General features: G+C 54.8%; 17 protein-coding genes. 10 read left to right on the top strand and 7 right to left on the bottom strand.

Going from position 1 to position 20488, the window contains the following annotated elements:
* Positions 1 to 211 precede the first annotated feature (211 nt).
* The 5 genes from QGM61_RS11900 to QGM61_RS11880 all read left to right on the top strand — a co-directional run bounded on the left by QGM61_RS11900 (position 212) and on the right by QGM61_RS11880 (position 4752).
* Positions 212 to 610, top strand: coding sequence for a BlaI/MecI/CopY family transcriptional regulator (locus tag QGM61_RS11900; protein ID WP_281133131.1), 399 nt, complete (start codon positions 212 to 214; stop codon positions 608 to 610).
* 2 nt (positions 611 to 612) lie between these two features.
* Entirely contained in the window at positions 613 to 1935 is a 1323-nt protein-coding gene (locus QGM61_RS11895; protein WP_281133130.1) for a M56 family metallopeptidase, read from the top strand.
* 224 nt (positions 1936 to 2159) lie between these two features.
* The gene (locus QGM61_RS11890; protein WP_281133129.1) at positions 2160 to 2900 is read left to right on the top strand and encodes a cytochrome b/b6 domain-containing protein; all 741 of its coding nucleotides are present in this window, start codon (positions 2160 to 2162) and stop codon (positions 2898 to 2900) included.
* Between the two features lie 280 nt (positions 2901 to 3180).
* Positions 3181 to 3927, top strand: a complete 747-nt coding sequence (locus QGM61_RS11885) for a VWA domain-containing protein (protein WP_281133128.1) — start codon at positions 3181 to 3183, stop codon at positions 3925 to 3927.
* A gap of 54 nt (positions 3928 to 3981) precedes the next feature.
* The gene (locus tag QGM61_RS11880; protein WP_281133127.1) at positions 3982 to 4752 is read left to right on the top strand and encodes a molecular chaperone DnaJ; all 771 of its coding nucleotides are present in this window, start codon (positions 3982 to 3984) and stop codon (positions 4750 to 4752) included.
* A 34-nt stretch (positions 4753 to 4786) separates the two neighbouring features.
* On the opposite strand, the gene QGM61_RS11875 is transcribed toward QGM61_RS11880, so the two are convergent.
* A complete protein-coding gene (locus QGM61_RS11875; RefSeq protein WP_237134774.1) occupies positions 4787 to 5548 on the bottom strand; it encodes an enoyl-CoA hydratase in 762 nt (253 codons plus the stop codon).
* A gap of 61 nt (positions 5549 to 5609) precedes the next feature.
* Entirely contained in the window at positions 5610 to 6473 is an 864-nt protein-coding gene (locus QGM61_RS11870; protein ID WP_272907350.1) for a ferritin-like domain-containing protein, read from the bottom strand.
* A gap of 300 nt (positions 6474 to 6773) precedes the next feature.
* Here QGM61_RS11870 and QGM61_RS11865 point away from each other — a divergent pair, with 300 nt between their 5' ends.
* The 5 genes from QGM61_RS11865 to QGM61_RS11845 all read left to right on the top strand — a co-directional run bounded on the left by QGM61_RS11865 (position 6774) and on the right by QGM61_RS11845 (position 13314).
* Positions 6774 to 8438, top strand: coding sequence for an AMP-binding protein (locus QGM61_RS11865; RefSeq protein ID WP_237134772.1), 1665 nt, complete (start codon positions 6774 to 6776; stop codon positions 8436 to 8438).
* Positions 8431 to 8718, top strand: coding sequence for an acyl carrier protein (locus QGM61_RS11860; RefSeq protein ID WP_237134771.1), 288 nt, complete (start codon positions 8431 to 8433; stop codon positions 8716 to 8718). Before QGM61_RS11865 ends, QGM61_RS11860 begins: the two co-directional genes overlap by 8 nt.
* A 467-nt stretch (positions 8719 to 9185) precedes the next feature.
* Complete coding sequence (locus tag QGM61_RS11855; protein ID WP_281133126.1) at positions 9186 to 9998, top strand: hypothetical protein; 813 nt, start codon at positions 9186 to 9188, stop codon at positions 9996 to 9998.
* Positions 9999 to 10003: 5 nt separating this feature from the next.
* A complete protein-coding gene (locus tag QGM61_RS11850) occupies positions 10004 to 11239 on the top strand; it encodes an HlyD family secretion protein (RefSeq protein ID WP_281133125.1) in 1236 nt (411 codons plus the stop codon).
* The gene (locus QGM61_RS11845; protein ID WP_281133124.1) at positions 11236 to 13314 is read left to right on the top strand and encodes a peptidase domain-containing ABC transporter; all 2079 of its coding nucleotides are present in this window, start codon (positions 11236 to 11238) and stop codon (positions 13312 to 13314) included. The genes QGM61_RS11850 and QGM61_RS11845 overlap by 4 nt, the downstream gene beginning before the upstream one ends.
* A gap of 98 nt (positions 13315 to 13412) precedes the next feature.
* On the opposite strand, the gene QGM61_RS11840 is transcribed toward QGM61_RS11845, so the two are convergent.
* The 5 genes from QGM61_RS11840 to QGM61_RS11820 all read right to left on the bottom strand — a co-directional run bounded on the left by QGM61_RS11840 (position 13413) and on the right by QGM61_RS11820 (position 20479).
* On the bottom strand, positions 13413 to 14408 hold the full coding sequence (locus tag QGM61_RS11840; RefSeq protein WP_237134767.1) for an FAD binding domain-containing protein: 996 nt from the start codon (positions 14406 to 14408) through the stop codon (positions 13413 to 13415).
* A 10-nt stretch (positions 14409 to 14418) separates the two neighbouring features.
* On the bottom strand, positions 14419 to 16863 hold the full coding sequence (locus tag QGM61_RS11835; protein WP_281133123.1) for a xanthine dehydrogenase family protein molybdopterin-binding subunit: 2445 nt from the start codon (positions 16861 to 16863) through the stop codon (positions 14419 to 14421).
* On the bottom strand, positions 16860 to 17447 hold the full coding sequence (locus QGM61_RS11830; RefSeq protein WP_237134765.1) for a (2Fe-2S)-binding protein: 588 nt from the start codon (positions 17445 to 17447) through the stop codon (positions 16860 to 16862). The genes QGM61_RS11835 and QGM61_RS11830 overlap by 4 nt, the downstream gene beginning before the upstream one ends.
* Positions 17448 to 17625: 178 nt before the next feature.
* On the bottom strand, positions 17626 to 18771 hold the full coding sequence (locus QGM61_RS11825; RefSeq protein ID WP_281133122.1) for a homoserine O-acetyltransferase family protein: 1146 nt from the start codon (positions 18769 to 18771) through the stop codon (positions 17626 to 17628).
* 103 nt (positions 18772 to 18874) lie between these two features.
* Positions 18875 to 20479, bottom strand: a complete 1605-nt coding sequence (locus QGM61_RS11820) for a long-chain fatty acid--CoA ligase (protein WP_317622187.1) — start codon at positions 20477 to 20479, stop codon at positions 18875 to 18877.
* Positions 20480 to 20488: the final 9 nt, after the last annotated feature.

Raw genomic sequence — 20488 nt, 5'->3', positions numbered from 1 at the left:
CTTACGGACCAAGCCTGTCAGAGCCCCTGGCCTGACCCCGCCCTGCTGTTTCTTATCGGTGTGTTAATTTATTAGCAGAAATCGCTTGACTTTGATTCTTGCATGCTATTTTATTAGCACTATGTTAAATATTTAACACTCGCTGCAATCCAGCGGCGTAGCTACCGGAGCACCGGGCAGGAAGCCAGGGCGCCCGGACAGGAGAGGATCAATGACCAAAGCAGACAAATTAAGCCGGCGTGAACGTCAGATCATGGACATTCTCTATCGACTGGAGCACGCCAGCGTAAAGGATGTGATGGAGGCAATGGAGGATGCGCCCAGTTATTCATCAGTGCGCACGTTGCTGGGCAAACTGGTGGAGAAGGGGCATGTCGGTCACCGTGAGAGTGGCCCCAAGTATGTCTATTTTCCACTGGTCGCTCGAGAAAAAGCCTCACGATCGGCGCTGGGTAATGTCGTCAGGACATTCTTTGATGACTCTCCCTATCTGGCCGTGAACTCATTATTGGATATGTCACTGGATGAGCTCTCCGATGAGGAGCTTGACGAGCTCAAGTCCATGATTCAGGCACATAAGCGCCGCAAGTCATCCGGTGAGGAGGTCTGATTATGGAACAGGCAATCTGGTTGATGGACTTGCTCGGAAAATCGGTGTTGCTGGTGCTGGTCTTTGTGCTTGCAGACAAATTGCTGAGCAAGCGGTGCGTCGCGGCGAGTCAGCACCTTTTGTGGCTGGGCTGTCTTTGCTGTCTGATCATGCTGCCCGTTACGGGAGTTATTTTGCAAGGCATTCAGGTTGAAGAGACAGCTGGCGCTCCCGCTTCGGCACTGTTCGAGTTGCGCGTCAGCACTCTGCAGAGCGCATCGGCGAGGAGCTGGTCTTTTGTAACGCTTCTGATTGCACTTTACGCCAGTGTGGCAGTGCTGTTGGCGTCCCGGCTGCTGATAGCCGCAGTGCGTCTTGCCAGCATTGTACGCCAGTCTCAATTACCGGCCGACTCCAGAACAGTGACGCAGCTCAGTGAGTTGAAAGATCGCCTGCAGATAAAAAGACCTGTTGTGCTGCGGGTAAATGATTCGCTGGATTCGCCGGTTTCATTCGGGCTGCTCAGACCAACAATTCTCCTGCCAGGCGTGTCATCAAAGTGGTCTGACTCGGTATTGACCGATGTGTTGTTGCATGAGCTTTGCCATATTAAACGACTCGATTGGTTGACTGCTCTATTGTCCTATCTGGCCGCCTGCGCCTTCTGGATAAATCCGCTGGCCTGGCTCGCCGCGAAGCGCCTGCATGAGTCTTCCGAAAACAGTTGTGATGCGGCCGTGCTGCAAGCTGGCCGCATGAATACCGACTACGCAGAAAGTTTGCTGGGAGTGGCAACCGGCTGTATCCATGCCCGGCGTTCCAGACGCATCAGCAGCCTGCTGGTGCAGACCATGCACGACCGCCACACACTAAAACAAAGAATAAGCCGAGTGCTTGAGGAGAACGTGATGAACGCACAACAATCAAAACGCCATATGCGCAAATCGCTGGCTGCTGTTGCCTTACTTTCAGCAACAGTGCTGGGGGTGATGGGAAGTCATCAGATGCTGCAGGCCCAGGAACAGCCCAACCCGGAAAGTCGTGACGTCGATCAGGAAATGATACCGCTGAATACTGTCGAGCCGATGTATCCGCGGCAGGCAGCCGACGAGAGAATTGAGGGCTGGGTGCACGTAAGGTTCACTGTGACAGCTGATGGCGTCGTCGATTCAGACTCTATCCGGGTGCTGGAGGCTGAACCTCCCTATATGTTTGATCACACAGCTGTGGCCGCTACCAGACAGTTCCGTTTCCGGCCACGCGTGGTCGCCGGCCAGGCGGTGGACGTACCGAATGTGCAGTATGTGTTCCGTTATGAGCTGGAGGCTCCGGCCTCCGCTGAGTAATGGTTAGTCGATATTTATCGATTACGTGGTGTAACGCGCTGCCGGGTTTGACCTGTGGGTCGGCCCGGCATTTTTTTGCGCAGACGCTATGAGTTTTTGATGTCGAAGGTGCGCGCTGTTAGCGGATCAATAAATCCCGGTTTGCTTCCCGCTTGATTCATCTCAATTGACTCTCATGAAATCGGTGTAGAGTGAATCTGACGACCATAGCAGAGGCGAAGCAGATGACAACCGAAAACCGGCTTCATGAGGAACAAATATGGGATCGATCCATTCGCATCTTTCATTGGGTGAATGTGCTCTGTGTCCTGGCTCTGATTGTTATTGGTTCGGCTATACTGAATTCCAGCTCACTCGGTGTAAACAGCGAAGGCAAGATAACGCTTAAAATCATGCACGCCTATGTGGGGTATGTATTCGCCTTCAATCTGCTCTGGCGCCTGGTATGGGGATTTGTGGGCAGCAGCACGGCGCGTTGGGGGGCGGTAATGCCGTTCAGCAAATCCTTCAGGAGCGACCTGAAAGTCTGGTTGCACGGTGTGCGCACGGGCCATCCTCCAGAGTATCGCGGACATAATCCGGCTGCCAGACTGATGCTGCTGTTTTTGTATATTCTGCTGGTCGGGCAAATGGCCACCGGCTTGGTGTTGGCAGGCACAGACCTATACTTCCCGCCTTTCGGGCACGAGTTTGCCGAGTGGGCAACTGGTGCCGGTGAAGATCACAGCCAATTGGTTGGTCTGGTGCCTGGCGCCAAGGAAATGCTGGATCCGGAAGGTTACGCGGCAATGAGAGAATTCAGGGCGCCATTCATTGAGATCCACAAAAGATTCTTCTGGCTGTTACTTATATCGGCTTTCCTGCATGTCCTGGCCGTTGTAGTTGAAGAAGTACGTTTTGGTAATGGTCTGGTTTCCGCCATGATTTCCGGCAAGAAGGTATTTCGTCGCCAGCCCCAGGATTGACATGTTTGGCAGATCCGGATGCTTGAGAAAGGGCCTGTTAAGGTTGAGGCAGCCGCGCAACATGCACAAGTTGACTCACAAGCGCCAGTGCAGCATCCACAAGCTACGCCGTTGCGAGATTTATGGTACTGATTTCAAGGCCAACAGCGTGGGACAATTTCCTTCATACAGGGTCGTTTGTTATGCTGAAATCACTGTATCGGCGTTGTTACGAAACATAGCGTTGATTTTCGGCGGCGTGAGCGGGCTCATCACCAGCGAGCCCATCAAGAGGTAGACCATGAAGGATCTGAAAAGTCTCATCAACAATAAGTCACCAGCCCGGCAGCGCGACGCCGACTCGCTTCCGGCATCCCGCCCGGACGTCAGCAACTTCCTGCAGCAGGTAAAATCCATGCCGCCGGTCAATACCAAAGGACGCAGTGGCCGCCTGATTTTTGCACTGGATGCCACCGCCTCCCGAGAAGCAACCTGGGACAAGGCAATGCAGTTGCAGGCCGACATGTTCGCCAGTGCAGGCAGCCTGGGCGGCCTGCAGATTCAACTTTGTTATTTCAGGGGCGTTGCCGAGTTTCGTGCCAGCGACTGGTACGGTGACTCCTCACAGTTGCTACCACAGATGACAGGCATTCGCTGCCAGGCGGGCATCACCAAGATCGAGAGACTGCTGGAGCACGTAAAGACTGAAACACGCCGTGAGAAAGTGCATGCAGTGGTATACGTCGGTGATTGCATGGAAGAGAGCATGGATGTGTTGTGCCAGCATGCCGGCGAGCTGGGCTTATTGCGTGTTCCTCTGTTTGTTTTTCAGGAAGGTCAGCATATTACTGCACAACGCTGTTTTGTTGAGATGGCGCGGCTTTCCGGCGGTGCCTATTCGCCCTTTGATCACGGCAGTGCGGAGCAGCTGCGTGACCTGTTGAATGCCGTTGCGGTGTACGCCAGCGGCGGGATCAAGGCGCTGGAGGATTTCAGTCGTCGTGCCCACCCTTCAGTAAAATTGCTTGGCCAACAGCTATCCGGTTAAGCTTCCAGCCTGATTGTTCCACCTGCTGCTTAAAACGATTGGGAGACTGCATCGTTGTTGATTTTCAGACTGCTGGGCCCGCTGTTGCTGATCGGGCTTGCCTGGTGGGGGCTGTTGCGCGTCAGGCAACATTACTCACTCACAAAACAGCAGTTTCGCTGGCTGGTTGCACTGACGTCGGTATTGGTGCTTGTACTGGCCCTTATCCTGATGGGACGACTGCCAGTGCAGGCAGTACTGGCACCAATCATATTCCTGCTTACCTTCGCGATGCGCAATGCCCACTGGCTGATGCAGCTCGCGTCCATGTTACGTCTACGGCGCTCCTCGACGGGTTCAGGGCCTGCTGGCAGCGGTGGACGTCGCTCTGGCAACTCTACAGTTAAAACTGACTGGCTGGCGATGGCGCTGCAGCACAGCACTGGGGCAATGGACGGGCGAGTCCTGCAAGGTCAGTTTAAGGGCAAGCGACTGTCGCAACTGGGTCTTCCGGACCTGTTGGAACTGGCGCAGGAGAGCCAGGACGACGCTGATACCCTGCAATTGCTGGAAGCCTATCTGGACCGGATGCATCCAGACTGGCGTGAGCAGGCCGATTCGGCTTCAAGCCAGACGGGCGGTGAACGTGCACATCAAGACAGCGATACAATGTCCGAGTCACTGGCGCTGGAAATACTGGGGCTTGAGGCGGGTGCCACCCGAGAGCAAATCGTGGCGGCCCACAGGCGCCTGATGCAGAAGCTGCACCCGGACCGGGGAGGTTCGCCTTACCTGGCGCAGCGGCTTAATGAGGCTCGTGATGTTTTGCTGGGAAAACGAGCCTGATTAATAACAGCTGGGCCAGTTGCTAAACCGGGGCTTATTTCTTTTTGTTAAGAAATGCCTGGAAAATCGCCTGGGCGTCAGGTGATTGCAGCAGTCGCGAAAATTGCAGCAGTTCAGCCTGAATCGTATCGTTCATTGGCGATGCCTGGTTGCGCTTTATCAATGCTTTTGAGGTGCGTACCGCATCGGCAGGCAGTTTCGCCAGTTCTGTCGCCTTGGCCATGGCGTGCTCCAGATATCCGGCCGAAGGCAGCACCTCATTCACCATGCCATACTGATGGGCTTTGGCGGCGGAGAAACGATCACCCAGCAACAACAGCTCGCTGGCGCGCTGGTGGCCCAGGATCTGCGGCAGCAGGGCACTGGAGCCGGCCTCTGGGCACAGACCCAGACGAGTGAATGGCAGCTGGAAGTAGGCATCCTCAGCCGCATACACAAGGTCACAGTGCAGCAGCATGGTGGTGCCAATACCGATGGCAAGCCCCCCGACCGCCGCCACAACTGGTTTGCCCGCATGTGCGATGGCCTTCATGAACTGAACAGAGGGACGCTCTGTGCCGACGTCAGACGATTTAACAAAGTCATTGACGTCGTTGCCACTGGTGAAGCAGTCCTCAGAACCCCGAATCAGAATCACCCGCGCGTCGTCGTCTTTTTCAGCAGCCGAAATGCCCTGAGCCAATGCCTGGTACATGGTCTGTGTCAGCGCATTCTTTTTTTCAGGGCGCTGAATCTGCATTACAAAAACGCCGTGTGTCAGTTGATAGCTAATATTCGGATCGGGTGATGTGATCATGGGTACCGCTCTGATAAATGAATGATTAGGCCAGCCAGACACCCGATTGTAGAGCAAGCAGTCAGCTATTGGTAGGGCTGGTGATACGCTCAAGGCGCTTGCGCACGTTGTCAGTCATAAGGCCCGCAGAGCTCATGTTCAGGCTGAGTTGCCGCAGCCTCTGGCGGGCAATTTCAGGGTGGCGAATACGGTATTGTCGCAGGTGCAGTCGGAGGTGTGCGGCATCCCAGCGACCTTCACGCGCCAGTACTGCGCTACTGTGTGTTGTATCGATCAGCAGCAGGGCGCTGTGTAGCAGATGGCTGCCCCTGAGTTCTCTCTCCTCTGCTGTGAGATCTGCAAAAGCTTCATGCAATGTGTCAGTGCCGAACTTCACATGCCTGGCTTCATCCTGCAATATCAGCGCAAGCCCCTGTTGCAGAGCCGGTATGCGGCTACTGCTTTTGAGCTCCCTGAATCTGGCCAGAGCCAGGCTTTCAATCAGGACCTGGCATACACTGAACTTATAGCGCCAGTCCGGGCTTTGCAGCGCGCCATGAATAAGCCTCGCGAGCTGATTGTTGGGCGCGGAAACAGGAAGCTTCGCCGCGACCATATACTGAATAAAAAAATCTACGTGACGGGCCTCATCTGAGACCTGACTACTCATGAACAGTCTTGCTGCTGGGGTGGGTACAACCGACAACAATTGCGCTGAAAGTAACAGAGCGGCCTGTTCGCCGTGAAGTATGTCGCTGAGCTCCATCGCATGACGACGCCAGCTCAGCGCACGACGCCGTTCTCGGGAAAGTGACTGGTAAGGCTGGTAGGCGTCAAGAGGATCATCGCTTTTACACTCCGGAAAGGCAGAGCTGCGTTTCGACATGTCCCAGTTAATCTGTTGCTGCACATTCCACACCCGTGCGTTTGCCAACTCGTAAAGCATACGTTGGCGAGTCTCAGTGCGCGTTCCGGACGTGTCTGGGTTTTCATCAAGATAGCCCAAGAGGAATGAGCTTTGAAGCGAAGTTGAATAGCTTATATTTGTATGACTCATGGCCCTTTTATTGCTGACACTGGTGCCTGTGTACATATTGATTACCGCCGTCATTGCATAGATACCTAACCTGGATGTTAGACAGGAAGATGGAGGTTTGCCGGAAATTATTTTTAGGAAAATCTCAGATGCCTGTGCTTAAACTCTTGGTAACCATGGCGGGAATTGATAGTCACAAGGAACAGTGATATGCAAAATCGGCTTTTAACAACGGCAGACCATGACCGCACTGCAGAGTCGGAGACACTTCCGGGGTTATTGCGATGCCGCACGGCATCAGAACCTGAAAAACTGATATACACGTTTTTGAATGCTGACCTCAAACCGGAGTGTCAGATAACATTGTCAGGCCTGCTTGAGCAGTCGCAAAAACTGGCCTGTGGCATGCAGCGTATTGGCTTAAAGGGAACGCGGGTAGGCCTTATTTATACACATGGCCCGGAGTTCGTGCAGGTATTCTGGGCATCAGTGCTGGCGGGAGTCACGCCGGTACCGATGACAAAACCACGAGGCACATCCTGGACCGGGATGGCGGCGTTGCTAAGTAAACATGGTGTCCGCGCTGTGCTTACAGGGCAGACCCTGGCAGCCTTGATCAAGGTTGATCATGTACCGGTATACACACTTCAGTCGCTGCTTGAGTTCAGTCATGAACAGCCACAGCTTGAGCTGCAATCGCCACAGGCGTCCGACGTCGCTTTCATACAGTTTACTTCGGGATCCACCAGCCAACCCAAAGGAGTGGCAATCTCTCACAGCAACATATTGGCTAATGTCAGGCAGATTAGCAGTGCATTCCAATGCAACAGGGATGATGTCGGTCTTTCATGGCTACCGTTTCATCACGATATGGGCCTGATTGGACATGTCATCCAGCCAGTCTATGCGGGTATCCACAATTATTTTCTGTCGCCAAAGACATTTGTTGCCAGACCACTTAAGTGGCTTGCCGCGATCGACAAATACCGCGTCACCATTTCAGGTGCTCCAAGTTTTGCCTATCGTCGATGCCTGCAGCAGATATCCCAGTCTGGACAGCTGGACACGGATCTGGATCTGAGTTGCTGGCGCCTGGCTTACTGCGGCTCAGAGCGAGTCAGTTACCGGACACTCCGGGAATTTCTGATAGCACTGCGTCGATATGGCATGCAGGAACGGGCACTGTTTCCCTGTTACGGGCTTGCCGAGGCAACATTATTTGTCAGCGGAGTGCAAGGCTTGAAGGCAGACAGGGAAAGCCTCAATAAGAGGGATGATCAAGCCGTTGCTGTTGGGAGTAGCAGTCGAGTTATCAAGGTAGTGGATACCGTCAGGCGACGTTGTTGCGAAGACGGTCAGGAAGGTGAGATCTGGGTTAAATCGGCATCAGTAGCGCGCGGATATACCCTTGAAACTGAAAGTGATGGCAGGGTTTTTGGTCAAAAGCTTAACGACGTTTCCGGCAGATTCTTGCGTACCGGTGATCGCGGATATTTCAGAGCGGGACTGCTGTATGTCACCGGGCGAGAGAACAGTGTGCTCAAAGTCCGCGGTAGACCACTTTGTGCAGAGTTCATCGAGGGGCAGGTTGAACACAGGTTTACCAGACATGGCATTGGCAGATGTGCAGCTGTTGCAGTCAACTGTGACGGCTGTGAAACATTGGGGCTGGTTCTGGAAAGTACTCGGGCCATAGCCAGTCTCGACCTGCATCGGATTGTTTCCTTTGTGCTTGAGTTGACCGGGGTAGCGCCAGAGGGAGCGCACGTTCTCTCAAGCGGACGTATGCCGTTGACGACCAGTGGAAAAATCAAGCGCGATCAGTGCAGATCGCTAATGCAGAGTCTGCTGGACAAGGAGGTCAACTGTGCCTGAGTCTCTGATAAGGGCCGGCATCGAGAATAAATTGCTGGAGCAGATTAATGTCACCGCGTCCCAATCAACTGGTAGTAAGGAGCCATGTCTGCAGTCCTATGACAGGGATATTCGCGTTGCCGACCTGGGGCTCGATTCCCTGAAGCTGGTAGAGGTTGTTTTTGAGCTGGAAGCTGAGTTCGGCATAGATGTGGATGAGTCCATGCTGATTCAGGTGTCTACTCTGGGTGACCTGGTGGAGCTTGTATTTTCCGCTATTCATACCGAGATTGCGACGTGATGCCTTGTGCCCGACCCAGAAAACAGCCAGCGGGGAGCGTCGGGCTGATGGCCTCCTGCCAGGACTTTCAACTCCGTTGTCAGCAGATTGAGGACCGCATGGCACAAAGCCTCCAGCTCAGGAGCCAGGCATTTATAGAGCACTCGATTCGTGCTGGGGATTTACCAGTCGATGGTTTGCGGATTCTAAGGACTGAGCGTGGAGCACAGGTCTTTGCTGCTTGCAGAAACGTCGAGGGTCCCACACAACGCGAAGAACATTTCGAGAAGTTGAAAGCACAGCTGAGCGTCATTGAAAAGCTGATGGCGCAGCCAATGAGTACTCTTGAGTGGATACATGTGTCATGTCGCAGGAAGTTACACGATTCGATAAAAGCCGCCATAGTTGAGCACCCGTTGCTGAGGGGGTACTTAAAACTCGTCAGCAATTGCACAAGCTATTCTGAGGCGCTTTTGAAAGAGGAACGTGTGACCAGGCAGCTGCGACGACAGATAATAGGTGTTCTGCTCGGCGAGCCTGAAAGGCGTGTGGCCAGGCTGCTGATTCAGCAGCAGCATATGACCGCGTTGTTTTACTGTTGGCGCCTGGCGCACTATCAGACTCGTAAAACTGATAACGCTCAGTTGAGCCGCTTCATCTGGCCTGAAGAAAGTGCCTATCAACGAATGATACAAGAGAATCAGGAATCTCGCGTACTGGTCACTATTCATATGGGAGATTTTGTGGGCGCCATGAAGCGGATAGCCACGCACGCATCTCCAGAGCGCAGTGTCATCACATTAAAACGTGAGCATGACAGCCCAGCACTGCAGCACCAGTTCCAGGGTGAAAAGGGTCAACATCATGTACTGCTGCATGGTCAGTATGACCCGGTGGAGATAGTGGCCAGAATGCGCCAAGGTAACCATACCCTGAACATTCTGTTCGATCTTGGTGACGATTTTGGAGAGACGACAGAAGTAGACTTTTTTGGATATCGCGCGCGTTTCGTCAAGGGGCCCGCACTGCTGGCGATCATGGCTAAGGCGCCAATACTCCCGTTCTGCACATTCGAACAAAGTGGGGCAAGTTTTATTGACATGCAGGCGGAGATTGATGCCAGGCCAGTTCATGGGGAGCGTCTGGACGTCGCCTGTCAACGAATTACCCAGAAGCTTGCAAAACTGGCGGAGACATGGATACGACGCCATCCGGAGCAGTGGAAGTTTCTACCTGAGCTGCCAAGATATCTGGACCGGCAATCTATAAGAGTTTGCAGTCAACAGCGTGCCGGAGGGTGACTGACATGTTGTTTCGGGAAGAAGCCCTGCAATTTAGTCGCGGTTCTCAATTTGGTGATGGAATACTGTACCAACCAGTCTCGGTGAGATTGATGGTGGCTGGTGCGCTAACGGCCTGTATTGTGTTTGTGTTGTTTGCCACCTTTGCGACATTCAAGCAGGTTGAGCGTGTGCGTGGTTATCTCAGTCCAGTAGTCGGCGAATCGAAAGTGTTTGCAAACACTGCTGGCACAATTTCGGCGATCAATATTAAAGAGGGCGATCTGGTAGAAGCCGGACAGGTGCTGATGACCATCAGCGCCCCGGGATTTGACGTCACAGGAAAGAATCAGCTGCAGGAACAGGTAATGCTGGTAGATAGCCAGATACAGCTTCTGAAGCAGCGTCAGATCAATAAAAAATTACAGGCTCAAATAGAGCAACAAAAATTCCACAGCAGAACCCAGGGCCTGGTTGAGGAATTGAGGATCGCGGCGCAGGCGCATCAACTATTGAAACAGCGTCTTGAAATTATTGACAGCGATTACGACAAACATCAGATACTGTTTGACCGTGACCTTATCTCACGACGAGAGCTGGATCGAATCAGATCCGAGCAGGTTAACTTGCAACAACAGAACATGTCATCTGAAGCGGAACTGCTCACCAGAGAGTCGGCATTACTGGACGCAACTCAGCAGCTGGAAATGTTGAAGGCACAGGCCCACGACCAGCAGTTGAGTCTCGCAGCTAACCTGCTGCAGCTGCAACAGCGCCGTGCTGAGCTGCAGATTCTGTCAGCTCAGAGCATTGTAGCTCCCGTATCAGGCGTCGTGGATAACCTGATGTACGACGTGGGGGAGTCTGTGGACGCTCGCCTGCCGCTGTTGACTGTGCTGCCGGAGAGTCAGGAACTGGAAGCTCATCTGTATTTGCCGTCCAGAGCCATTGGAGAGATCAGGACGGGACAGGAGTTAATGATGAGTTTCGACGCATTTCCCTACCAGTTGTATGGCACACACAGCGCCGAAGTAGCAAGAATATCAGGGACGGTGATCGATCCACGAGAGCATCTGATACCGCTTGAGGTGAACGAGCCCGTATACCTTGTGAGGGCCAGCACAGGCAGTGTCATCGAACATGCAGGCTCGCTGTATCAGTTACAGCCGGGTATGCAGTTCACCGCGGATGTGGTGACCGGTGAGGAAACCCTGATGCAACGAATAACAAGGCCGCTCAGTAGTGTGGAGCGTCGATTATGATCGCCTCACTGTTTGGCGGCAGGTTTCGCCTCCCCGTTATCTTGCAGTCCGAGCGTGCCGAATGTGGTCTCGCCTGTATTGCCATGATCGCCAGTTTCTTCGGTAATCGAATTGATCTCAATACTCTGCGTAGCCGTCACGAAATATCTGGTCGCGGAAGTCGCCTGTCTGATCTTTTGTCCATTGGAGAGTCCATCAGCCTGAAGGCCAGACCCCTGAAACTGGATATAAACGATCTGTCAGCAATTCAGCTGCCTGCAGTGCTGCACTGGGATATGAATCACTTTGTAGTACTCAAGAGCGTCAGTAAGCGCAGTATCCGCATACATGACCCGGCAGTCGGAGAGCGGCGTTACAGTATGGCCGAAGTCGGCAGGCATTTTACCGGCATCGCTCTGGAGATGACACCTGGCGCTGAGTTTCATCAGGGCAGTACCAACATGCGATCGCGAATTTCTGATCTGTACCGACGCTACCCGGGTTTTAATCGCGCCGTTGTCCAGCTGTTTGTTCTGTCGCTGTTTCTGCAACTGGCATCGATAGGCAGCGCGTTTTACATGCAACTGGTCATAGACGAAGGCCTGTCCAGGCAGGATGCCGATGTGCTCAGTCTGCTGGCTCTGGCTTTTCTGATGTTGGGGCTGACGTCGGTAGCAATGACTTATGCCCGATCACAGGTGCAACTGTATTTTTCCAATCAGATCGGCTTCCAGATGGCTGGTAATGTTCTGACGCATCTATTGAGCCTGCCAGTCGCTTACTTTGAAAAACGTCATGTTGGCGACCTTGTCTCGCGCTTTGGCTCGATCAGGGAGATTAGACGCATTCTGACAGAGGATCTGATAACCGTAGTTCTTGACGGGGTTTTCGCGCTGATTACTCTGCTGGTCATGTTCTACTTTAGCGGCATGCTGGCGGTGACGGTGCTGCTGTTTGTCCTGGTGTCTGCCTTGCTTAAAGTGGTCTGTATTCCAGCCATGCAGTCTCTGCAGGAGCAGGTTGTGGTGGCAGAGGCCAAAACCAGCTCTCAACTGATGGAGAATATGCGCACCATTGAGGTCATCAAATTTTATTGCCGGGAGTTGACCCGACAGTTCCTGTGGCGAAATCGTTACGCTGAACAGATCAATGCCCAGGTACGGCTGGCAAGGTTCAATATCAACATTGACGCTGTTTACGGCGTGCTGACGACGGCAGAGCATGTGGTTGTGGTGTTTCTGGCAGCGACACTGGTACTGGATGGCAATATCACGCTGGGTTTCCTGACTGCCTTCGTTGCACTCAAGGGTAATTTCACCAGCGCCATCAGATCGTTTATCGAAAAGCTGGTTCAGATACGTCTGGTCAGGCTTCAGCTTGAAAGGGTGTCGGACATCACCTGCGCCGAGCGCGAAACCGAATCCCTGCATATGCCAGCAGTGCGCAGGCGTGTGAAGGGGCAGTTGACGATCGAGAACGTGTCTTACACCTATCCTGGCGCGACAGGTCCTGTTATCGATGGCATAAGCATTGAAGTGAAGCCGGGCGAGGTGCTGGCGATCTCGGGCGTTTCCGGCGCAGGCAAATCGACACTCCTGAAAATCATGGCCGGCCTGCTGAAACCCGATAGTGGCCGGGTTCTTATAGATGGCATCGATATCCTTCAGTATGGAGTCCGTGAGTATCGTTACGCCTGCGCGGGAGTCTTGCAGACCGATCAGCTATTGTCGGGTTCCATTGCAGATAACATCACAATGTTCGATGAGGCTGCAGATCAATCGCGTATGGAGTTTGCTGCTGAACAGGCTGGGATAAAATCCTTTGTTGCGAGCCTGCCAATGGCCTTCAACAGCCTGGTAGGTGATATGGGCTCGATGATGTCTGCGGGGCAGCAACAGCGTATCTTGTTGGCCAGGGCGTTCTACAAAAGACCTGCGATCATGTTTCTGGATGAAGCAACCGCGAATCTGGATGAGGCGCTGGAGGAGGGGATACTCAAAAACCTTCGTGAACTGTCCTGCACTGTGGTGCTCATTTCGCATCGGCCTGTCGCGCTGAGAGCTGCCAGTCGAACCATAAAGTTCGGGCAGCTTTGAGCCTGGCGAAAATGCAAAAAAAAACGGCGCAGCTGAATGGCTTCAGCGCGCCGCTTCTTGGATCGTCAATCTTGCGACCGACGACTCAGTAATACCTGTCAGGCAGTCATGGTCAAGGCACGCTTAACCAGATTGTCCATCAGTGGCATTTTGAAGTGGTTGCGTGTCAGTGGCTGTGCGCCCTGACTGGCCATACCGGCAACCATGTCGGCAGTTGCCTGGTTGCGAGGTTGACCCTGGATGGCACGCTCAACGTTTGTCATACGACGTGGCGTGCACTGGACAGCGCCTGCAACCATGCGTGAGTCAGCAATTGTGCCGCCTTCCACGCGCATTGCTGCCGCGATGCTTACCAGTGCAAAGTCCCAAACGTTACGGTCAGCGACCTTCTCGAAGTAGAACTCGGCATTGGCCCACTTGGCCGGGATGCGGACAGCGGTCAGAATGTCGCCTGGACGCAGAACGGTGGTGTTCTCGATATCAAGCGCTGGCCCAATCCAGAAGTCTTCTGCATCCACGACTCGTTCGCCACTTTCGTTGCGAATGACCATTTGTGCTTCCAGAGCGACCAGTGCAGGTGCCGTATCACTTGGCGTCACGGCTACACAGCGGCTGGCTTCGAACAGGGCGTGTTCACGGTTCTGACCATCAGGTGTGTCTGCGTAACACAGGTTGCCACCAGCGCGGTAGCAAGCCAGTCCGCGGCGGTAGTACCAGCAGCGTACGTCCTGAGCCATATTGCCGGCCAGGGTGCCGACGTTGCGGATCTGCGGGCTGGCAACCTTGCTGGCTGCCTGCGCAAGCAGGGCGTAACGCTCAAGGACGATAGGGCTGGTGGCCACTTCAGTCAGGGTAGTGAGGGCACCGATTTCGATGCCATCACTGGTTTCGCGAATACCGCGCAGAGCTTCAATTCCGTTCAGATCGATCAGCGCTTCTGGACGCTTGGCGCGGTCTTTGATCCACCCGTAGGTGTCCTGACCGCCACCCAGCAACCAGCCGCGATCGGCGAGTCGTGAGGCTAGCGCGAGGGCATCTTCAACCTGAACCGGCTGATAGAGGCCCATTTCTGGCATATTGTCATAAGCTGGCATAGTTAAAACCTCAGAATGTGTTCGTTTTCAGTTCGCCGGTGTTGTACTGATCAAGCTGCGCTACATGATTCACGATCATGTCCGGAGTGATCGGCGCGCGGTTGAACAGGTGTTGCCCGCCAAGTGCATCGGTGATCGCACTGGCCAGCGCGGCTGCAGCACATCCCTGAGCTGGTTCACCCACACCACGTGAACCCATTGGGCTCTGTGGATCAGGGATATCCAGGCCAGCACTGTTACTTACGTGCGGGACATCCAGATAGCTGGGGATTCGAGCCTGATACAGGCCCACATTTGCTGGCAGGCCGTTCTGAGGATCATATACGTGACGTTCGTAACCGGACAGACCCACACCCCAGACGCCACCACCGTTCATACCCTGACGGAAGCCCAGTGGGTGAATGATCGTGCCGCAGTCGGCGACGCAGGTGTAATCCACGATGTCGTACTTGCCGGTATCCAGGTCCATTTCGATTTCCATGAAACCGATGGTCATGGCTGGCACCGTGCCAGAGTGACGAGAGTCCTTGGCAACACCAATCAGGCCGCTGCCTGCCAGACCCTGCACGGCACGCTTGGTGACGTCGTTGAGCTCTTCCGGGAACTCCTGACCGCTGTATTCACCACCCATTGCCACGGCACGCTGCGCGGCTTCGGCGTAGGTCATACCCTGTTCCGGGTTGCTGGTCAGGAACACGCGCTGTCCATCGATGTCGTAGTCATCTGCATTGCCGCCCAGATCAGCGGCTGCGATGGCTTTAAGTTTGCGCAGGGCATCCTGGGCAGCCACATAGTTGGTACGAACTTCGGTGAACATGGTGTTACTGCCGGCCTGATAGGTGCTGTAAGGCAGGTGCAGGTCAGTGTTGCCGCGTACGATCTCACAGTTGTCCCAGTCTACTTTCAGGACTTCTGCGGCGGTACGCACAACGGCTGCATAGGAGTACGTGCCGAGGTTACCGACACCAGTGTGCAGGTACAGCTTGCCATCGGTGCCGATGCGGCACAGACCGTCGTAACCGCTGGCGCCAGCTGAGTGATAACCCATGCCGATGCCGATACCAGTGACTTTGCTGCCATTACGCTGGCCGGAACGCTGTGAACGCTCGCTCCAGTTAAACATGTCCGCGCCCATCTGGATGGCCTGCGGGAAGAAGGCACTGGTCAGATCGCCGCGACGCGGACCAATCTTGTCTTCACTCACCGGCGCATTCAGGCGACGGACTTCCATACGGTCGAGTCCGGCTTGACGAATCGCTTTGTCATATATGGGTGCCAGTACAGCAGCCATCTCGTTTTGGCCTGGCCCACGCTGTGCACCACGCGGAGTGGTGTTGGTGTAGATGCTGACACCTCGGAAGCGCATGGCAGCGGGTTGCAGCATCAGTGTGATGTGCTCCGCAGCTGAACTGCCGCTGGCGCCACCGCCAGAACCGGCATCACCAACGATTACGGTATCGACTGCGCCGACTTCGCCATTCGGCTTGAGTCCCAGCTTGATCCAGCCCTGCATGCCCGCGCGTGCCGAGCCGATGTAAAACTCTTCTTCACGCGTGATTCGCAGCTGCACTGGACGGTTAATCTTGCGGGCCAGGTGACCGGTTACCGCCATGATCGGGTAAGGGAAAATCTTGCCGCCGAAACCACCACCAGTGTATTCGTTGATGAATACCAGGTTGGCCGGGTCAATACCCAGCATGCCGGCCAGAGGCGCGACTGCAATAGTGTGACTCTGCAGGGAGCCGTGGAAGTAGCAACGTCCATTTTCCCAATACGCCATACCGGTGCGCGGTTCCAGCGCGTGGTGCGGCTGACCGATAGTGACAAACGGCTCTTCAACGATGGTGGTGCACTGTGCGAATTCGGATTCGATATCGCCGTAGCTCCACTCGTCGCCGAAAGTGACGCCGCTGGGCTCGCGGCCGGCACGGAATGCGTTCATGGCATCGCGTGACCACTTGATCTCACCAACATCTGTACCGGCAGCGGTGGTACCTGCTGCGGCTTCGCCGGCGTTTCGGATCAGTGTGTTACCAGTCGGGTAGGGGTTTGGACCGCCCTCAACCAGTGTGTCCAGCGGGTCAGTGACAAAGGGGCGACGCTCAAACTCAATGCGGATCTTCTCGATTGCGTTTTCGGCAATCTCTTCAGTGACCGCAGCGACCGCCAGCAGCGGCTGACCGATGTAGGTAATGTGATCTGATGCCAGCGCCGGGTTAGCGGGCGGTGGCGGCTGGGGCAGGTCAGCAGTAGTCAGAATGCCGACCACGCCTTCCATTGCTTCAGCTTCAGAGGTATCGATGCTGATAATACGACCTGCGGGTAGCGGGCTGGTCAGCAGGCGGGCGAATACCATGCCCTCTTTTTTGAAGTCTTCTGCGTAACGTGCAGCACCGGTTACCTTTGCTTCGATATCCGGCGGAGTGAAATTCTTACCGATATGCTTGTATGTCATGACAATTGCCCCGAGGCGCGCATCACGCCATTCAGATAGTGTTCATAGGCACCACAGCGACACAGATTGCCTGACATGGCCTGGCGAACTTCATCGCGGGTGGGTCGTGGATTCACTTTCAGCAGGGCAACAGCTGACATGATCTGTCCGGGGGTGCAGAAACCGCACTGCGGACTCAGCTCATCAATGAACGCCTGCTGGACGGGGTGCAGCGTGCCATCGGCGGCGCGCAGGCCTTCGACTGTCAGTACCGCACGGTCCTTGACCGAGTGGGTCAGCGTGGAGCACGCATAGTTGGTGACGTCGTCGATTGTGACCGTACAGGCACCACATTCACCGCGGTTACAGCCGATCTTGGTACCGGTCAGACCCAGTTTATAACGCAGGGTATGCGCCAGCGTCTCCTGGGGGGCTACGTCGACACGACGCGTACGACCGTTGATGTTAAGGGATATCAGGCGTTCTACGCCGCCGGCGGATCTTGAAGCAGCCGACGCGTAATACAGTCCGGCACCACTTGACGCAGCGGCCCCAACGAATATGACGCCCTTGATAAATCGTCTGCGGGTCAGTCTAGAGTTCACGGATGAATTCTCCACTTATTATTAAAAGATTGATGGAGGCTGGTTTTTGAGCTTGCTACTATAATATTTTATCGCCTGGAACACTAGGCTATGCCCGTTTAAAGCAAGTATCAAGTTCCAATACAAATTTGTCACAATTTGTGGTGATTTAGCTACATGCTGCGTGTGACCTGCGATCTCAGTCAGTAGTCAGGAAATCTTCAATCAAATCCGCCTTTTGGTCAATAAGATAGACACCATCCAGGTGTCCCCAGGGGCCTTCTATCTCTTCATAGGCGCTGCGTTTGCCCAGCCCGACGAGCGTTTCATGGGCCGTGCGCGCCAGGTAGGGCTGCAGCAACAGGTCGTTGCTGGCGGGGAGGAACAGTGTTTTTGCGGTAACTGGAGCCAAACCTGCGCCCAGCGTCTCCGAAAAACCGGCCATATACAGCTGGTTGGCCCGCACCAGATAAAGTACATGATTGGCGTCAGCAAAGCGCGTACGTGCCTCGGCGGCAGCACTCAACTGCTGCACCACCGTAAAGTCGGCACGAATATCCTGAAGCGGTGCAGTTTCCCGTGGGCCGCTGGCAGCATAGATCTGATTGAACATCATGGGGTGCATGGCCTGCAGAGTGACCATGCCAAGTGCCTGCCGTAGACCCACTAGTGGCGCATCGCCCTGGTAGTAGTCACCGTTGTTCCAGTTCGGGTCGGCGATAATGGGGTTGGCCCACTGCTGCAGCGTGGCGATGGTCCATGGATCAACAGCACCCCCGCCAATCACTGAAATGACGCGCTGGACAAAGTCAGGATAGGCAGTCGCCCAGTCCAGTGCCTGCAGGGATCCCATTGATGCCCCAACGACGGCGTGCAGTCGGGTCACGCCCAGGCTGTCCAGCAGCGCCTTCTGGACATTCACAAAGTCACGAATGGTGACTACCGGAAAGTCCAGGGCGTAGGGCTGTCCTGTCGCGGGATTTATGCTGGCCGGTCCCGTTGTGGTAACCATGGGGTTATGCGGTTCCTGATTTACCAGGGTGTCCGAGCTGATGACGTAATACTTGTCAGTATCGATTGCTTTGCCGGGCCCGATGATGCTGTCCCAGTAGCCCGGCAGTGCGTCGTCTTGATCGTAGCGACCGGCGGCATGGCTGTTGCCGGAAAAGAAATGCGTGATAAGGACAACATTGTCCTTGCGCTCATTCAGCTGACCATAGGCCTCCCAGCCAACACTGACCTCCGCAATACTGGCGCCGTTGAGTGTCTGAAAGTTCTGCGTTGTGAACACCTGTTTCGATACGATGCCAACTGAGCCCTCGTCTGCTGTTGTCGCCGCGCACATCAGGCACGCCATGGCAGCGAAAAAAAGGCGGATTTGCGCTGTGTATCTTGGGGTTCGGCTCATATTGGCAGCTCTCATCTTAATTCAATGGGGACGTTCGCTCTTACAGAAGAATATTTCGATACTGCTCGCGCAGCTCATTCTTTAGTACTTTGCCAGTGCCCGTCCGTGGAAGGGACGTCAGAAACTCAATACGGTCTGGCATCCACCAGCGTGCTATGCGCCCGTCCAGGAATTCACGGATGGCATCAGCATCAATGTGGCTTTTTGCCCGGGCTACGATAAACAGCACGGGGCGCTCATCCCATTTGGGGTGTCTCGCACCGATAACTGCACATTCACTGACGGCTTCATGTTGGCTGACAATATTCTCGATTTCCAGTGAGCTGATCCACTCGCCGCCGCTCTTTACCACATCCTTTATGCGATCGACCACCCGGAGGATACCGTCCGCATCGATGGTGGCGATATCGCCCGTGGCCAGCCAGCCATCCGGAAACGCGCTTATGTCATCATTCTTGAAGTACTGTCTGCAGATCCAGGGACCGCGTACGCGAAGTTCTCCAGAAGCTTTGCCGTCGTGCGGCAGGGCGTGACCGGCGGCATCAAATATGCCCAGTTCAACGCCAAATGCCGCCCGTCCTGCGGAGGTCTGAAGGTCCAGACGTTTGTCATCCGGCAGGCTCAGCAGCCATGACGCGGGCGGCAGCGAGGTCGCCAGAGGCCCGGTTTCAGTCATGCCCCAGATGGGTTGCCAGTAGACGCCATAGCGGCGGTGATAGGTCTCCACCATGCCACGGGGCGAGGCGGCCCCTCCAACGCAGACACGTTGCAGAGAGGTCTCAGTGATGTTCTGATCCAGCCAGTGATTGTGCAACGTCAGCCAGATCGTCGGCACGCCCAATCCGACGGTCACATTTTCAGTGGCGATCAGCTCGGCCATTGAGGCGCCGTCCATACCAGCCCCTGGTAAAACCAGTTTGCAACCTGCCAGCGGTGCTGCGTATGGGGCGCCCCAGGCGCCGGCATGATACATCGCCACCATTGGCAGCAGCACGGTGTCAGTGTCCAGGTCCAGCAGCTCGCGCGAAGCCGTTGCCTGGGCATGCAATACCATCGCCCGGTGGGAATAGAGCACACCTTTTGGATTGCCAGTTGTACCGGAGGTATAGCACAGCGCTGCTGCGGTGTTTTCGTCAAACCGGGGCCAGTCATAGCTGTCAGGCTGATTCTGCAGCAGGTCTTCGTAGCAGTGCAGCGGGCCAAGTGATGTCTCGGGCATGTGCGCGCGGTCGGTCATCACGACAAAACCCTTGACCGAAGTCAGTTGCTCGGCGATCGATTCAAGTAGTTCAACAAAACCCAGATCCACAAAGACGTACTTGTCCTCGGCGTGATTGATGACGTATTCGATCTGTTCACTGAACAACCGCGGGTTTACCGTGTGCAGCACAGCGCCGCGTCCGGAAACTGCGTAATAAAGCTCCATATGGCGATGCGTATTCCAGGCCAGAGTTGCCACGCAGTCACCAGATCTAATGTCCAGTTGTTCCAGAGCATTGGCCAGTTGTCCACTGCGTTGCCATATTTCCCGATAACTGCTGCGGTGGATATCGCCCTCCAGGCGACGCGATACCACTTGTTGATCAGGGTGGTGTCGTCTGCCGTGATCAAGCAGATCAATAATCAGCAGCGGGGAGTCCATCATATTGCCATG

Source organism: Pseudohongiella sp. SYSU M77423 (genome assembly GCF_029911965.1).
Lineage (GTDB): Bacteria > Pseudomonadota > Gammaproteobacteria > Pseudomonadales > Pseudohongiellaceae > Pseudohongiella.
This window is presented reverse-complemented; position numbering and strand designations above follow the sequence as displayed.

Coding starts and splice junctions, on each gene's coding strand:
- QGM61_RS11840 (WP_237134767.1), bottom strand. CDS start 14,408: ATGCCAGCTTATGACAATATGCCAGAAATGGGCCTCTATCAGCCGGTT.
- QGM61_RS11865 (WP_237134772.1), top strand. CDS start 6,774: ATGCAAAATCGGCTTTTAACAACGGCAGACCATGACCGCACTGCAGAG.
- QGM61_RS11895 (WP_281133130.1), top strand. CDS start 613: ATGGAACAGGCAATCTGGTTGATGGACTTGCTCGGAAAATCGGTGTTG.
- QGM61_RS11875 (WP_237134774.1), bottom strand. CDS start 5,548: ATGATCACATCACCCGATCCGAATATTAGCTATCAACTGACACACGGC.
- QGM61_RS11825 (WP_281133122.1), bottom strand. CDS start 18,771: ATGTGCGCGGCGACAACAGCAGACGAGGGCTCAGTTGGCATCGTATCG.
- QGM61_RS11900 (WP_281133131.1), top strand. CDS start 212: ATGACCAAAGCAGACAAATTAAGCCGGCGTGAACGTCAGATCATGGAC.
- QGM61_RS11870 (WP_272907350.1), bottom strand. CDS start 6,473: ATGCTTTACGAGTTGGCAAACGCACGGGTGTGGAATGTGCAGCAACAG.
- QGM61_RS11820 (WP_317622187.1), bottom strand. CDS start 20,479: ATGATGGACTCCCCGCTGCTGATTATTGATCTGCTTGATCACGGCAGA.
- QGM61_RS11845 (WP_281133124.1), top strand. CDS start 11,236: ATGATCGCCTCACTGTTTGGCGGCAGGTTTCGCCTCCCCGTTATCTTG.
- QGM61_RS11850 (WP_281133125.1), top strand. CDS start 10,004: ATGTTGTTTCGGGAAGAAGCCCTGCAATTTAGTCGCGGTTCTCAATTT.
- QGM61_RS11835 (WP_281133123.1), bottom strand. CDS start 16,863: ATGACATACAAGCATATCGGTAAGAATTTCACTCCGCCGGATATCGAA.
- QGM61_RS11890 (WP_281133129.1), top strand. CDS start 2,160: ATGACAACCGAAAACCGGCTTCATGAGGAACAAATATGGGATCGATCC.
- QGM61_RS11885 (WP_281133128.1), top strand. CDS start 3,181: ATGAAGGATCTGAAAAGTCTCATCAACAATAAGTCACCAGCCCGGCAG.